Source organism: Rathayibacter sp. AY1E8 (genome assembly GCF_002931415.1).
Taxonomy (GTDB): domain Bacteria; phylum Actinomycetota; class Actinomycetes; order Actinomycetales; family Microbacteriaceae; genus Rathayibacter.
The window spans coordinates 1-14,324 of sequence record NZ_PSVI01000007.1 but is presented as its reverse complement, the minus strand read 5'-3'; the positions used below and the strand labels follow the sequence as shown (position 1 = coordinate 14,324).

Below are 14,324 nucleotides of genomic sequence, written 5' to 3'. Positions count from 1 at the left end.
ATGTTCACAGCACATTTCACGAAGGGCCGTGTCGCGCTCAGCGCACTCGCGGTCGGTGCCGTCGTGGCACTGGCAGGGTGTTCCTCGAGCGATCCGCTCGATGAGGGATCGGGTGCGACTGCGGGCAGCGAGACCATCGTGGTCGGCTCGCAGGACTACTACTCGAACGAGATCCTCGCCGAGATCTACGCGCAGGCGCTGGAGAACGACGGCTTCACCGTCGACCGCCAGCTGCGCATCGGCCAGCGCGAGATCTACCTGCCCGAGATCGAGAGCGGATCCATCGACGTCTTCCCGGAGTACGACGGCAGCCTCCTGCAGGCGCTCGAGCCCGACGCGACGGCCACCACCGCCGACGACGTGTACTCCGCGCTCGGCGACGCGCTGCCCGACGGCCTCCGCGCCCTCGACGCCGCCGAGGCCAGCGACCAGAACTCGTACACCGTCACCCAGGCCTTCGCCGACAAGTGGGACCTGACCGACATCGCGTCGCTCAAGAACGTCACCGACCCGATCGTGGTCGGCGGCAACTCCGAGCTGCAGACGCGCCCCTACGGGCCCGACACCCTGCAGTCGAAGTACGGCATCACGACCACCTTCCAGGCGATCGAGGACAGCGGCGGATCGACCACCGTCGACGCGCTCACCAGCGACCAGATCCAGCTGGCGAACGTCTACACGGCCGACCCGAACATCCAGAAGAACGACCTCGTCGCTCTCGAGGACCCGGACGGACTGTTCGTGGCCGACAACGTCGTGCCGATCGTCTCGAGCAAGATCACGGACGACGCGGCCGAGGTGCTGAACGCGGTCAGCGCGAAGCTCACGGCGGACGACCTCGTCGCCCTCAACTCCGAGAGCGTCAACGAGCAGAAGTCCGCGTCCGCGATCGCGGGCGAGTGGCTGAAGTCGGCGGGTCTCGTCGACTGATCCTCCCCGGATCCACGCCCGGAGGCGCGTCACTCGTCGAGGTGACGCGCCTCCGCTCTGTTCAGGAGCTTCTTCCCGAGGAGCACGAGCAGGGCGAAGACGACGATGACGCCCACGAAGACGTAGCCGGCGCCGTGCAGGCTCTCCGAGAGCTCCCGGTAGCTGCCCGCCGCGGCCGCGCCGACGCCGACGTAGGCGGACGACCAGAGCACGCACGCCGGGATCGTCCAGGCCATGAAGGTCCGATAGCGCATCCCGCTCATCCCCACCGTCAGCGGGATCAGCGAGTGCAGCACCGGCAGGAATCGCGAGAGGAACACGGCGAACCCGCCGCGCCGCGCGAGGTAGCGCTCGGCCTTCAGCCAGTTCTTCTCGCCGAGCCGGCGTCCCAGGCGCGACGCGCGGATCCGCGGCCCGAACCAGCGGCCGAGGTAGAAGCCGACGGACTCGCCGCAGAGGGCGCCGATGACGACCGTGACGGCCAGCGCCGCGAACTGCAGCGGGCTGGTCACGCCGGTCGCGCTGACGATCACGATCGTGTCGCCGGGGACGACGAGGCCCGCCAGGATCGTGGTCTCGAAGAAGATCGCGAGTCCGGCGAGGAGCGTCCGCCAGACCGGGGGGACGCTGACGACGAAGTCCAGGATCCCGGTGAGGGTGTCGTTCACCGGGCGCCCCCGCCCGCCGCGGATTCGATCAAGGGCTGGGGCCGACGGCGGCTCCGGATGCTCGGCATGGCTCGATCGTAGGGGCGCACGGCTGGGCGGCGGCAGGGCTGCGCCCGGGAGGCCGGTGGACGCCGAGCGGTCAGGGGACGGCGACGAGCGCGGAGGCCGCCGGGCCGGTGCCGTTCGCCGTGACCGCCTGCACCGAGAGGGTGTAGCTGCGGCCCGGGACCAGCTTCGTGAAGGTCTGCGAGCGCTTGGTCGCGGCGACCACGGCGCTCCAGGCTCCGGCTCCGCTCGTGTCGGACCCGTCGCGCGACACCCGGTAGCCGGTGACCGCCGAGCCACCGGTCCCCGCGGGGGGCGACCACGCGAGCGTCGCCGTGCCGTCCGAGCCCGCCGTGGCGGTGACCGCGGTCGGCGCGCCGGGGAGCCCGGCGGCGACGAGGGTCGCCGTCAGCGTGGTGCTGCTCCCGGGAGTGACGACGCTGTGCGAGGCGGCGCCGCCGTCCGACCAGGACGAGAACCGGTAGGCCGTGCCCGACGCGTCGGTCTGGTCCGGGACCTCCAGCTGGAGGGCCGAGCCCGCCCACGAGACGACGGTCGTGCCTCCGGCGACCTCGGTGCCGTTGACGACGACCGTCCGGCCGGCGGGAGCGGTGGCCAGGGTGACGGAGACCTTCTGTGGGGAGAACGTCCGCGTCGCCGTCGTCGACACTCCGCTCGAGTCCGTCGCCGTGACGCTGATCAGGAGGTCGCTGTCCGCGGCGGCGGCGAGGTCCTCCGGGCCGGGGGCGACGAAGGAGAGGTCGTTCCCCGCCAGCGGCCCGAGGAAGGGATGGGTGTGCTGAGCGTGGCGACGCTGGACGGTCCAGGTGAGCGCCGAGGCGGGAAGGACGCCGTCCTCGGCGTCGGTCGCCGTGGCGCGGAGGCCGTAGCTCCGGCCCGTGACGAACATCCCTCCGTCGGCGGGTGCGGTGATGCTCACCGTCGGGGCACTGTCGCCCGAGGTGATCCTCGTCGTCGCGGGGGCGGAGACGGCTCCCTTCGGATCGCGGACGCGGAGGGACGCGGTCCAGCTGCCGGCGGCGTAGCTGTGGGTGAAGGTCGGGCCGGTCGTGATGCGGTCGGGGGTGCCGTCGCCGAACGACCACAGGTAGGTCAGGGCACTGCCCTCCGGGTCGCTGCTGCCCGAGCCGTTCAGCCGCGCGGCGAGAGGAGCCGCGCCGGAGGAGGGGGCGGCGGTGAGGGCCGCGGTCGGGGCGCGGTTCGCCGCGGCGGTGTAGGCGAGGCGCCGGACCTCGCCGCCGTTCGCGTAGCTGGTGTAGAAGAGGTCCTGGGTCCCGCGCGAGGGGCCGAAGGCCATGGCGACGGCGCTGCTGCCGCCGAGGCCGGTCACGAGGTCGCCGGCCGCGCCGGTGCGGCCGAGGGTCCGGATCTTCCCGCACACGTAGTCGCCGAAGAGGTACGCGCCGTCGTAGGCGGCCGGCCAGACGCCGCGGGGGACGTAGGCGCCGCCCGTGATCGAGGCGCAGCCGCTGCTGTGCGCGTAGTCGTGGACCGGGTCGGTGAGCCCGGCGGGCGCCGCGGCTCCGCAGTTCGAGGCCGAGCCGGTCTTCGCGCAGTGGCCCTCACGGGTGTTCCAGCCGTAGTCGGCGCCGGCGACGCCCTGGTCGATCTCCTCCCAGGCGTCCTGGCCCACGTCGTTGATGCGGAAGACGGTGCCGGTCGCGTTCGGGTCGAAGGCCATCCGGAACGGATTGCGCAGGCCGCTCGCGAAGGTCTCGCGGCAGCGCAGGCCCTCGGCGGCCGGGGCGAGCCGGCAGGAGGCGGTCCCGGTGCCCAGGTAGGGGTTGCCGGCCGGGACGCCGCCGGTGAGGGTGATCCGGAGGATCTTGCCGTTCAGGATGTTCGGGTCGCGGGCGGCGTCGTTCCGGCCGCCGCAGCCGCTGCCGCCCGGCGAGCCGACCCCGCCGCGGTAGTCGCAGCCGCCGTCGCCGACGCTGACGTAGAGCAGGCCGTCCTTGCCGATGGCGAGGTCGCCGCCGTTGTGGTTGCTCGCGGGGGAGTAGATGCCGTCGAGGAGGACGCGCTCGGAGGCCGGGTCGATGCGGTCGTCGGTGCCGAGCTGGAACGAGGAGACGCGGTTGCGCGGGGCTCCCGCGGGGTTCACCGTGCCGCCGGCGTTGGTCGGGCAGGAGGAGTCGGAGCCCTTCGCCGTGTAGTAGACGACGACGGTGCGCGAGCCCGGTGCCGGGTCGACCGCGAGGCCGAGCACGCCGCGCTCGCCGTTGGCGCAGACCTTCGAGCGCAGGTCGAGGGCCGGGGTGGCGACAAGGCTGCCTCCGCGGATCACCCGGATCGCTCCGGTCTGCGAGGAGACGAGGGTGCGCCCGTCGGTCGTGAAGGCGAGGGCGGTCGGCGCGGGGACGGCCGCCACCCGGGAGTCGGTGAAGCCGGCGGGCACGACGGGAGCGGCGGACGCCGGACCCGCGGGCCCGGCGACGAGCGCGGCGGCCGTGATCGCCAGGACGGTGAGCAGGGCGAGACCGCGGGGGCGGATCCTCGAGCGGGGCATCGGTGACTCCGAGACGGTCGGCGCTGCTGAGCGAGCGGCGGTCTGCGGCGGTGCAGAGGGCGCTGTCGGCGATGACGCGGGGCCAGGATAGGCGCGCGCGGCGGAGGGGCCGTGTCCCCCTTCAGGGTCAACACTGGGGGCTCCGGGCGCGGTGTCCCCGGGCCGCTCACGTCGAGCGGGGCTGCAGTGCGTCGGCCCGCCGGTTCACTCCAGAGCGGGCAGGACCACCGCGCGGACCGCCTCCGAGAACCGGGCGTAGCCGGCCTCGTCGAAGTGCAGGCCGTCGTCGACGAAGAGGGAGGGGTCGACAGAGCCGTCGGAGGTGACGAGCGCGTCGGCGGTGGGGACGAAGGTGACGCGGTCGTCCGTCTCGGCGTAGGCGCTGACCGCGGTGTTGGCGGCGCGGACCTCGGCGCCGACGGAGGCGCGGGCGGGCGTCTCCGCGATCTCGACGTAGAACAGCTCGGCGTCGGGGGCGACCTCCTCCACGCGCTGGAGGTACTCGACGACGGCGCCGGCGGTCTGGGCGCCGGTGCGCGAGCCCTCCTCGCCGCTGATGTCGTTCGCTCCCACGTACACGATCACGGCGCGGGGATCGAAGGGGGCGACCATGCGGTCCAGCCATGCGAGGTGATCGGCGACGGTCGTGCCGCCGATCCCGATGTTGTAGGTCTCGAGCGGGCGCAGGTCCTCCTTGGAGGTCGTCCAGCGGCCGATCGTGGAGCTGCCAGTGAGGACGATGCTGTGCTGCGGGAACCCGGCGGCGAAGCGCCTCTCGAGACCGGCGACGCGCTCGGCCATGTCGACGGAGGAGGTGGGGCCGGGGTCGGGGGAGCTCGCGAGCGGAGCGCCCGCGCCTCCGCTCCGCGAGGCGAGCGAGAGGGCGATGCCCGCGCCGGCGAGGACCAGCGCGAGCACCAGCAGCGCGACCAGGAGGCGGAGGCGGATGCGGCGGGGGCCGGGGGCGGAGCCGGAGGGCGTCGCTCGAGTCATGGCTCGATCCTCGGGCATCGGCGGGGGCGCGTCGTCCACGAGGAGGCCGTCCGAGGACCCGCGCACCCGGTGGCCGTCTCTCCGTCACCGGATCGCCGTGATCGGATCCGCGCAGAACATCACAGAGGATGCACAGCCGTGCAACACTTGCACATCGCCATCGCCATCGTCGCCGCCGGCCGACTTCCGATGGACGATCACGACGAGGACTCATGGCACGCGCACGCATCACCTGGGTGGACACGGCGAAGGGCATCGCGATCATCCTGGTCGCCCTGGCCCACTCCGTGCAGTGGACCACGACGGCCGGGATCGCCCCCGACTCGTGGAACGAGATCAACCTCCTCCTCATCACCTTCCGGATGCCGCTGTTCTTCCTCGCCTCGGGGCTGTTCGCCGGCTCCGTGCTCACCCGGTCGTGGCCGGAGCTCTGGCGTTCGCGGCTGAGCCTGCTGGTCTGGGCCTTCCTGCTCTGGTCCGTGGTGCGGTTCCTCTTCTTCCTGGTGGTGCCCAACCCGGGCGGCACCGACGAGTCCGACCCGCTCGCGCTGCTCCTCCAGCCGGTGATGCCGCACAACGGGCTCTGGTTCCTCTACGCGCTCACGATCTTCTTCGTGGCCGCCAAGCTCGCGCAGGGCCGGATCGACTGGCGGGTGCAGATCGGCATCGCGACCGCGATCGCCGTGGTCTGGTACGCCGTCCGCTCCAGCACCTCCGAGGGCACCGGGAACATCGCCTGGGACGGCATGGCCCGCTACCTGATGTTCTTCCTGCTCGGCCTGTACCTGCGGAACGCGGTGATCGCGTTCGTGGAGCGCCGCGGGATCCTCAGCGGAGTCGGCTTCGGCGTGCTGTTCCTCGTGCTCGCCGGCGTGATCCTCGCCGTCCGCGCCCGCTTCCCGCTGCTGACGATCGGGCTGGTCCTGGTGAGCGTGCTGGCGGTCCTCGCCGGGCTCGTGGTCGCCCGCTTCCTCTCGAACCGGCGCGGCGCGGGCTGGATCACCTTCATCGGCCGCAACACGCTCCCGGTGTACGTGGTGCACGTCCTCTTCGTCTCGCTCGCCACGAGCGCCCTGCTGCTCTTCGACGGAGAGCGCTGGCTCGACGTCATCGGGCCGGTCGTGCCGCTCCTGGTCTGCGGGATCGGCGTCGCGGCAGCACTGGGCTACTGGCGCCTCACCCGCGACCTGCCCGTGCTGAAGTACGGCTTCCAGGCGCCCGCCTGGTTCTCCGGCTCCCGCTCGCGCGTCGACGCCGGCTGACCGCGGGGCGCCCGCCGACGGCACATCGGCATCGGCTACGGGAGTCTCTTCACCGGGCGAGTCCGTCGATGGCGTCGCGCAGTGAACGGATTCCCACGGCCGGTCTCGCGGATGTGCGCCTGGGATTTCGCTGGAGGTCCGTGAAAAGAAATCTCAGCGATTCTCCTCCTGTCTGATCGCTCGGCGTCGAGAGGGCTGCGGCGGCGGGTCCGACGGAGGCGAGCCCCGCTCGGCAGTCGCCGCGCGGGGGACTCCCTCGACGTCGAGAGGGACTGTCTCGACGTCGAGTGACCGGTCGGCGGGAGCGCTCGGAGGGGCGTCCGGGGCCACCCCGGAAAGGGTGCCGCCAGGAGCTCGCGGAAGGCCGCACATCCGCCCCAGTACTGGGATCGAAGGCCGTCGAACCCCATCCGCCGACCTACTCTCGGAGCTGTGAACGAACTCCTGGACCCGCTCCTGCTGTCGAGATGGCAGTTCGGTCTGACGACGATCTACCACTTCCTGTTCGTGCCGCTCACGATCGGCATGGCGCTCACCGTCGCGATCTTCCAGACCTGCTGGGTGCGCACCGGGAAGGTGCACTACCTGCAGCTGACGAAGTTCTTCGGGAAGCTCTTCCTGATCAACTTCGCGATGGGCGTCGTGACCGGGATCGTCCAGGAGTTCCAGTTCGGGATGAACTGGAGCGACTACTCCCGCTTCGTCGGCGACGTCTTCGGGGCGCCGCTGGCGTTCGAGGGCCTGCTCGCCTTCTTCCTCGAGGCGACCTTCATCGGCCTCTGGATCTTCGGCTGGGACAAGCTGCCCGAGAAGCTGCACCTGGCCACCATCTGGCTGACCACGCTCGGCACCACGCTCTCGGCCTACTTCATCATCGCCGCGAACGCGTTCATGCAGAACCCGGTCGGCTTCCGCATCAACGAGACCAAGGGCCGCGCGGAGCTCACCGACATCTGGGCGCTCCTCACCAACAAGGTCGCTCTCGCCGCGTTCCCGCACACGATCTTCGCCTGCTTCATGGTCTCGGCCGCCGTCATCATCAGCGTCGCGGCCTACCACCTCTCGCGGAACCAGCACCTCGAGACCATGCGCCCCGCGCTGAGGTTCGGCGCCTGGATGATGCTCGTCAGCGGCGGCCTGACCCTGTTCACCGGCGACTCGCTGGGCCTCGCGATGGTCGACACGCAGCCGATGAAGATGGCGGCCGCGGAGGCGCTCTACAGGACCTCCACGGGCGTCGACGCCTCCTTCTCCGTCTTCACCTGGGGCACGCCGGACGGCTCGAGCGAGCTGTTCTCGATCCGCATCCCCTACCTGCTCTCCTTCCTCTCGACGCACACCTTCTCCGGCACGGTCGAGGGCATCAACGACCTCCAGGCGCAGTACACCCAGGTCTACGGGCCCGGCGACTACACGCCGATCATCTGGGTCACCTACTGGTCGTTCCGCTGGATGATGGCGCTCGGCGTCCTGGCCATCGGCGTGGCCGCGGCCGGCCTCTGGTTCACCCGGAAGGGCCGCGAGCCGAAGCAGTGGATGTGGAAGGTCGCGATCTGGGCCGCCCCGCTGCCGCTGATGGCGATGATCGTGGGCTGGGTCTTCACCGAGATGGGCCGCCAGCCGTGGCTCGTGTTCGGACTGCTGAAGACCGCCGACGGAGTCTCGCCCGGAGTGAGCGGCCTCGAGGTCCTGATATCGCTGCTCGCCTTCACCGCGATCTACGGCACGCTCGCCGTGGTCGAGTTCCGCCTGATCAAGCGGGCCGCGCAGGCCGGCCCCGACGACGCTCCCGAGGTCGACGAGGAGAGCGGTCGCCCGCAGCTCGTCGGCACCGTCTACTAGGAGGCACCCTCATGGATCTCGCCGTTCTCTGGTTCTGGATCGTCGCGTTCTTCTTCATCGGCTACTTCGTCCTCGACGGGTTCGACTTCGGCGTCGGCATGTCGCTCCCGTTCCTCGGGCGCGACGACACCGACCGCCGCGTGCTGATCAACACGATCGGCCCGGTGTGGGACCTGAACGAGACGTGGGTGATCGTCGCCGGCGCCGCCCTGTTCGCCGCGTTCCCGGAGTGGTACGCCACGCTCTTCAGCGGGTTCTACCTGCCGCTTCTGCTCATCCTGCTCGCGCTGATCGCCCGCGGCGTCTCGTTCGAGTACCGGCACCAGCGTCCGGAGGCGCAGTGGAAGCGGCGCTTCGACACGATGATCGTCGTCGGCTCCGCGGTGCCCGCCTTCCTCTGGGGCGTGGCCTTCGCGAACATCGTGCAGGGCGTCCCGATGGACGCCGACCACAACTTCACCGGCACCGTCCTGGACCTGCTGAACCCCTACGCCCTGCTGGGCGGAGCGACGACCCTCCTGCTCTTCTTCACGCACGGAGTCGTCTTCGTCGCCCTGAAGACGGAGGGGGAGATCCGCGAGCGTGCGCGCCGCCTGGCGACCCGCGCGGGGCTGCTCACCGTGGTCGTCGCCGCGGTCTTCCTGGCCTGGACCAACCTCGGCCAGGGGAGCACCGCCTCCTGGGCGCTCTCGGCGGGCGCGGCCGCGACCCTCGTCGGCGGCTGGCTCGCGATCACGCGAGGCCGGGAGGGACGCGCCTTCGCGCTGCTGGCCGGCACCATCGCGCTCGCCGTGCTCGCCCTCTTCGCGACGCTGTTCCCCGCGGTGATGCCGGCCTCGAACGTCCCCGCCTACGGGCTGACGATCGAGAACGCCTCCAGCACGCCCTATACGCTGACGGTCATGAGTTGGACCGCCCTGGTGTTCGTGCCGCTCATCGTCGGCTACCAGGCCTGGACCTACTGGATCTTCCGCAAGCGCATCAGCCGCGCGCACATCCCGGTCGACGCCCACTGACGTGAAGCCCCTCGATCCGCGCCTGCTCCGCTACGCCCGGGCGGCCCGCGTGTTCCTCCTGCTCGGCGGGGCGCTCGCGCTGGCCAGGACCCTGGCGATCGTCGCCTTCGCGTGGCTGGTGGCGCAGCTGGTGGCCGGTGCGGTCGACGGGAGGAGCGCCGACGACCTCGCGCCGCTGCTGGCCGCCCTGCTCGCGGTCGTCGCGGCGCGGGCGGCTCTCGCCTGGGCGACCGAGGTGAACGCGGTGCGCGGAGGAGCAGGAGCGAAGGCGCAGCTGCGGCAGGCGGTCCTCGCCGCACTGGTCGAGCTCGGCCCGGCGGGCCGCTCCGAAGGGGGCTCGGGCGGGGTCGTCGCGCTGCTGGGCGGCGGACTGGACTCCCTCGACGGCTACTTCGTCCGCTACCTCCCGCAGCTGATCGCCACCGCGGTGGCGACGCCGCTCCTGACGCTCGTGGTCTTCCTCGCCGATCCGCTCAGCGCGGTGTTCCTGGTGGTGACCCTGCCGCTCATCCCGGTGTTCATGGTGCTGATCGGCTGGGCGACCCAGGCCGTGCAGGCACGGCAGTGGGAGCGGCTGCAGGCCCTCGCGTCCGGCTTCGTCGACACCGTCGGCGGCCTCGCGACGCTCAAGATCTTCGGGCGGGCCGAGCGGCAGGCGACGCGGATCCGCGCGCTGACCGAGGACTACCGCGTGCACACGATGAAGGTGCTGCGGGTGACCTTCGTCAGCGGCTTCGTGCTGGAGCTCGCCGGCTCGCTCTCGGTCGCACTGGTCGCCGTCTCGATCGGGCTGCGGCTCGTCGACGGCTCGCTGGGGCTGGCCGTCGGGCTGTTCGTCCTGGTGCTGGCGCCGGACGTGTTCCTGCCGGTGCGCCAGGTCGGTGCCGAGTTCCATGCGGCGGCCGACGGGGTGCAGGCTGCGGACCGCACCTTCGCCGTCCTCGAGCGCGCGGCGGCGCTGCCCCCTCGCGGGACGGCTCCGGCGGCGACGGGGGCGCTCGAGCTGCGGGGTCTCGCGGTCGACGACGGACGCGGGCGGACGCTCGCTCCTGTCGACGCGGTGCTCCCCGTCGGGTCGATCACCGTGGTGATCGGGCCCAGCGGGTCGGGGAAGTCGACGCTGCTCGCCGCGCTCGCGGGCTTCGTGCCCTTCTCGGGCACGCTGCTGCTCGGCGGGTCGCCGGTCGCGGATCTGCGGTCGACGCTCGCCTGGGCGGGCCAGCGGCCCGACCTGCTCCCGGGGAGCGTCGCCTCCGCCGTCGGGCTCGGAGCACTCTCGCCGGACCCCGAGCGCGTGCGGCGGGCCCTGGCGATCGCCGCCGTCGACGTGGACCCCGAGCGCCGGCTCGACGCCGAGGGGACGGGCCTCTCGGGCGGGCAGAGCGCCCGCGTCGCCGTCGCCCGCGCCGTGCACCGCCTGCTCGAGCGCGGGTGCGCGGTGCTGGCCCTGGACGAGCCGACCGCCGCCCTCGACGAGGAGTCCGAGCGGGCGCTGCTCGCCGGACTCCGGACGCTGGCGGAGAGCGGGACGATCGTCGTCGTCGCCAGCCACCGGCCCGCGACCGTCGCGGCGGCCGACGCCGTGATCGCCTTGGCGCCGGCGGAGGCGGTCGCGAGGTGAACCGCTCCGACGTCCTCCGCGCCGCGATGCCCGGGCCGCGCCGCTTCCTGCCGGGTCTGTCCTTCGGGCTGCTCTCCTCCTCCGCCGTCGTGGCGCTGCTGGCCTGCTCCGCCTGGCTGATCGTCCGCGCGGCCGAGCAGCCGCCGATCCTGTTCCTCTCCATGGCCGTCGTGGGCGTGCGGGCCTTCGCGCTGGCGCGGGCCTTCTTCCGCTACCTCGAGCGGCTGACCGGCCACGACGCCGCCTTCCGCGCGCTCGCGGAGCTCCGGTCGGGCGTCTACGAGCGCCTGGTGCCGGTCGCGCCGGACGGGCTGGGCCGCGTTCGCCGTGGCGACCTGGTCTCCCGGGTGGTGGCGGACGTCGACGCCCAGCAGGACGTGCCGCTGCGCGTCGTGCAGCCGCTGGTCGTCGCGGCGCTGGTCGCTGCGGTCTCGGTGGTCGGCGTCTGGCTGCTGCTGCCGGCGATGGGCGCCGTGCTGCTGGCGCTGCTGGTCCTCGCCTTCGCCGGTGGGGCCCTGGGCGCCGGCCGGCTCTCCGCGCAGGCGGATCGCGAGCTGGCGCCGCTGCGCGGGGAGCTCGCCGAGCGCCTCAACCTGCTGGTCACCCGCCTCGACGTGCTCATCGCCTTCGATGCGGCGGGTGACGCTCTGGCGGACGTGGCACGCGCGGAGGAGTCGCTCGCCCGGGCGGCGCGTCGGCGGGCGGCCTCCGCCGGACTGGCCGCGGCCGTCCTCGCCCTCTGCTCGGGCGGTGCGGTCTGGGCGGGCCTCGCGCTCGGGATCCCGGCGATCGGCGACCTCGGCGGTCCGGCGCTGGGAGTCGTCGCGCTCGTGCCGCTCGCGGTCTTCGAGGTCGCCGCCGCCGCGCCGCTCGCCGTGCAGGCGGCGCGCACCGCGCTCTCGAGCGCTCAGCGCCTGGCCGATCTGGACGCCGAGGCGGCGTCGCCGGCGCTCGCGACCGACGCGGACGTGGACCCGGATGCCCCGGCTCCCCGGGGCGCCGGCATCGTCCTGCGCGACCTGTCGGTGAGCTGGCCCGGCGCGCACACGCCCGCGCTGCGGGGCGTCTCGCTCGACCTGCCGGAGGGTGCGCGCGTCCTCGTCACCGGCGGCAGCGGGTCCGGGAAGACCACGCTCGCGCACGCTCTGGTGCGCTTCCTCGACCACTCCGGCAGCTACCTCCTGGGCGGAGTCGAGGCGCGCACGCTGCCGCAGGCGGAGGTGCGGAAGCGGGTCGGGCTCGTGGAGCAGCAGCCGTACCTCTTCGACGACACGATCCGGCAGAACCTCCTCTTCGCGCGGCCCGAGGCCGATGGCGCCGTGCTCGAGGCGGTGCTCGAGCGGGTCGGGCTCGGCCCCTGGCTTGCTGCACGCGGCGGGCTCGACGCGCGGGTGGGGGAGCGGGGCTCGCTCGTCTCGGGCGGCCAGGCTCAGCGGATCGCCCTCGCACGCGCACTCCTGGCCGACTTCCGCGTCCTGGTGCTGGACGAGCCGACGGCGTCGGTGGACGCTCCCGTGGCCGACGCCCTGCTCGGGGATCTGCTCCGCGCCGCCGAGGGGCGGACGGTGGTCCTGATCGCGCACCGGGTCGATCCCGGCCTGGAGTTCGACACGCGGATCCGGGTGGCGGACGGCACGGCGGCTCAGGAGCACCGGGCCGCCTGAGCAGGCGCCCGGCTCCGCGGGGCGGTCGGTCCGAGCGGCCGTTCAGCCGTGCTCCGTCCGGACCGAGGCCCGCGCCAGGGAGGCCGCGCGCGCCAGGCGCCCGCCCTCCGCCTCCCAGCGGTCGAGGACCGCGTCCGCCCGGGTCCGCGCCGCACCGCGCAGCCCGGCCAGGAGCGGAGCGACGACGTCGCGGGCCAGCGGGTCGCTCAGCTCGTCCACGCGGGAGTCGCGGACGAAGCCCTCGAGCCGGGTGAGGTCGGAGCCGCGCAGCCACTCGGCTCGGGACTGCAGCAGCACGACGGCCGCCAGCCGCGGCTCGAACACCGCCTGCTCCCACAGCTCGGAGGAGAGGGCGGTCACGTCGTCGTGCTCGAGCGAGCGGAACTTCCTCAGCGCGTCGCGGACGGTGCCGCGGACCGCCCCGACCGAGGCGCCCGTCGAGTCGAGCCCTGATCCCAGGCGCTCGCGCACGTCCTGCGCGCGCCAGACGTCGCCCTCGTACTCCAGGGCCGAGCGGATGAAGTCGCCGGGGTCGCTCACCCCTCCATCATGCGTCGCGCGTCAGCCCCGGCTGGCCCAGACGGCCCGTCCGATGCCGTCGTACTCGACGAGGCGGCCGTCGTCCTGCAGCACGAGGCGGTAGGGCGCGACGACGCCGGTCTGGCCGATACCGAAGGAGATCCTCGGGAACCGCAGCCAGAGGATCCGGGAGTCGGCCACGTCGAGCCGGCCCTCGGAGCTCATCGAGAAGGCGGCACCGGAGGCGGAGGAGGTGTTCGTCGCCCAGTCCGCACCGCTCGGCCCGTAGACGACGAAGTTGCCGTCGCGCTGCATCTCCGCCCGCCACTGCCCGCTCGCCGAGGTCAGCCGCGTGCCCGCGACGACGAGGCCGCTCGGGGAGAGCGAGTCGCGCACGACGAGCGCGGCACTGCTCCAGAGGACGCCGGAGTCGTCCGCGATCCGGAGATCGCCCTCGCGGAGGACCATCGTCGCGCCCGGCTCGCCGGACGTGTCCGAGGCCCACAGGGGCGCGCCGTCCGCGGTGTAGACCACGGCGTTCCCGTCGTCCTGCATCCGGAGGACGTTGCCCCGGCCGCGGGTGCCGCTCGCCCAGAGAGCCCCGCCCTGCCCGTAGACGACGAGGTTGCCGTCCGCCTGCATCACCGCCGTGGTGCCGCCCGGGGTGGCGAGCCGGTTCCCCGCGTAGAGGGTGCTGCCGCGACGCAGGGTGTCGGTGCGCGGCTCGTCGATCCGGCCGCCGATGCTGCTGGCCCAGGCGGCCGAGCCGCTGCGGCGGTAGATCACGAGATTGCCGTCGTCCTGCATCCGCAGCTCGCCGCCCGGGTCGGCCACCGTGCCGCTCGCCCAGACCGGGCGCCCGTCCGCGGCGTACACGACGAGGTTGCCGTCGTCCTGCATCCGCAGGCTGTCGCCGCGCCCCTGCGTGCCCGAGGCCCAGGTGGGACGGCCGCCGGCGGCGTAGACCACGGCATTGCCGTCGGTCTGCATCACGAGGGAGGAGGCGCCGTCGGGGGACACCAGGCGCTCGCCGCGCGCGAGCTGCTCGCCGGCACGGAGGACCGCGGCGGAGGCGACGGCGGAGGACGCCGAGGGCGGGGCCTCGACCGCGGCGGCGGGCAGCGAGCCCAGCAGGAGCGCGCTCGTGGCGGCGAGCGCCGCGACGGAGGCGGTCAGGGAGCGGCCGGGGCAACGTCCTCCGGATGCAGGACGACGGGAACGCCGTGGTCTACAC

Annotated in this window: 10 protein-coding genes and 1 pseudogene; 6 read left to right on the top strand and 5 right to left on the bottom strand. The window is 73.0% G+C overall.

Features of this window, described 5'->3' with window-relative positions; genetic code table 11:
• Window positions 1-930 (top strand): ABC transporter substrate-binding protein, encoded by a 930-nt coding sequence (locus tag C5C74_RS03270; RefSeq protein WP_104223111.1) that lies wholly within the window; start codon window positions 1-3, stop codon window positions 928-930.
• A 29-nt stretch (window positions 931-959) separates the two neighbouring features.
• Here C5C74_RS03270 and C5C74_RS03265 read toward each other — a convergent pair whose 3' ends face one another.
• From C5C74_RS03265 to C5C74_RS03255, 3 genes are all read right to left on the bottom strand, one after another.
• Window positions 960-1,598, bottom strand: a complete 639-nt coding sequence (locus C5C74_RS03265; RefSeq protein ID WP_104223112.1) for a DedA family protein — start codon at window positions 1,596-1,598, stop codon at window positions 960-962.
• A 139-nt stretch (window positions 1,599-1,737) separates the two neighbouring features.
• Window positions 1,738-4,173: a PQQ-dependent sugar dehydrogenase gene (locus C5C74_RS03260; RefSeq protein WP_181134641.1), complete on the bottom strand. Its 2,436-nt coding sequence runs from the start codon at window positions 4,171-4,173 to the stop codon at window positions 1,738-1,740.
• 204 nt (window positions 4,174-4,377) lie between these two features.
• Complete coding sequence (locus C5C74_RS03255) at window positions 4,378-5,166, bottom strand: GDSL-type esterase/lipase family protein (RefSeq protein WP_181134640.1); 789 nt, start codon at window positions 5,164-5,166, stop codon at window positions 4,378-4,380.
• A gap of 212 nt (window positions 5,167-5,378) precedes the next feature.
• Between C5C74_RS03255 and C5C74_RS03250 the strand changes: the two genes are divergently transcribed.
• The 5 genes from C5C74_RS03250 (at window position 5,379) to cydC (ending at window position 12,571) form a co-directional block, all read left to right on the top strand.
• On the top strand, window positions 5,379-6,428 hold the full coding sequence (locus C5C74_RS03250) for an acyltransferase family protein (RefSeq protein ID WP_104348320.1): 1,050 nt from the start codon (window positions 5,379-5,381) through the stop codon (window positions 6,426-6,428).
• A gap of 432 nt (window positions 6,429-6,860) precedes the next feature.
• Window positions 6,861-8,270, top strand: a complete 1,410-nt coding sequence (locus C5C74_RS03245; protein WP_104223116.1) for a cytochrome ubiquinol oxidase subunit I — start codon at window positions 6,861-6,863, stop codon at window positions 8,268-8,270.
• 11 nt (window positions 8,271-8,281) lie between these two features.
• Window positions 8,282-9,286, top strand: coding sequence for a cytochrome d ubiquinol oxidase subunit II (cydB, locus tag C5C74_RS03240; RefSeq protein ID WP_104263596.1), 1,005 nt, complete (start codon window positions 8,282-8,284; stop codon window positions 9,284-9,286).
• A gap of 1 nt (window position 9,287) precedes the next feature.
• On the top strand, window positions 9,288-10,907 hold the full coding sequence (gene cydD / locus C5C74_RS03235) for a thiol reductant ABC exporter subunit CydD (RefSeq protein ID WP_104350974.1): 1,620 nt from the start codon (window positions 9,288-9,290) through the stop codon (window positions 10,905-10,907).
• Entirely contained in the window at window positions 10,904-12,571 is a 1,668-nt protein-coding gene (gene cydC / locus C5C74_RS03230) for a thiol reductant ABC exporter subunit CydC (RefSeq protein ID WP_104350973.1), read from the top strand. Before cydD ends, cydC begins: the two co-directional genes overlap by 4 nt.
• A 42-nt stretch (window positions 12,572-12,613) precedes the next feature.
• Here cydC and C5C74_RS03225 read toward each other — a convergent pair whose 3' ends face one another.
• Both C5C74_RS03225 and C5C74_RS03220 read right to left on the bottom strand, forming a co-directional pair.
• Window positions 12,614-13,111 carry a DNA alkylation repair protein gene (locus C5C74_RS03225; protein ID WP_104225639.1) on the bottom strand — a complete coding sequence of 166 codons (498 nt, stop codon included), beginning with the start codon at window positions 13,109-13,111 and terminating at the stop codon, window positions 12,614-12,616.
• A gap of 21 nt (window positions 13,112-13,132) precedes the next feature.
• Window positions 13,133-14,324, bottom strand: a pseudogene (locus tag C5C74_RS03220) (hypothetical protein); the annotation flags it as partial.

Bases quoted from the DNA above. Each gene is read 5' to 3' on its own strand.
- C5C74_RS03260 (WP_181134641.1), bottom strand. From the start codon at position 4,173: ATGCCCCGCTCGAGGATCCGCCCCCGCGGTCTCGCCCTGCTCACCGTC.
- C5C74_RS03255 (WP_181134640.1), bottom strand. From the start codon at position 5,166: ATGACTCGAGCGACGCCCTCCGGCTCCGCCCCCGGCCCCCGCCGCATC.
- C5C74_RS03270 (WP_104223111.1), top strand. From the start codon at position 1: ATGTTCACAGCACATTTCACGAAGGGCCGTGTCGCGCTCAGCGCACTC.
- cydB (WP_104263596.1), top strand. From the start codon at position 8,282: ATGGATCTCGCCGTTCTCTGGTTCTGGATCGTCGCGTTCTTCTTCATC.
- C5C74_RS03250 (WP_104348320.1), top strand. From the start codon at position 5,379: ATGGCACGCGCACGCATCACCTGGGTGGACACGGCGAAGGGCATCGCG.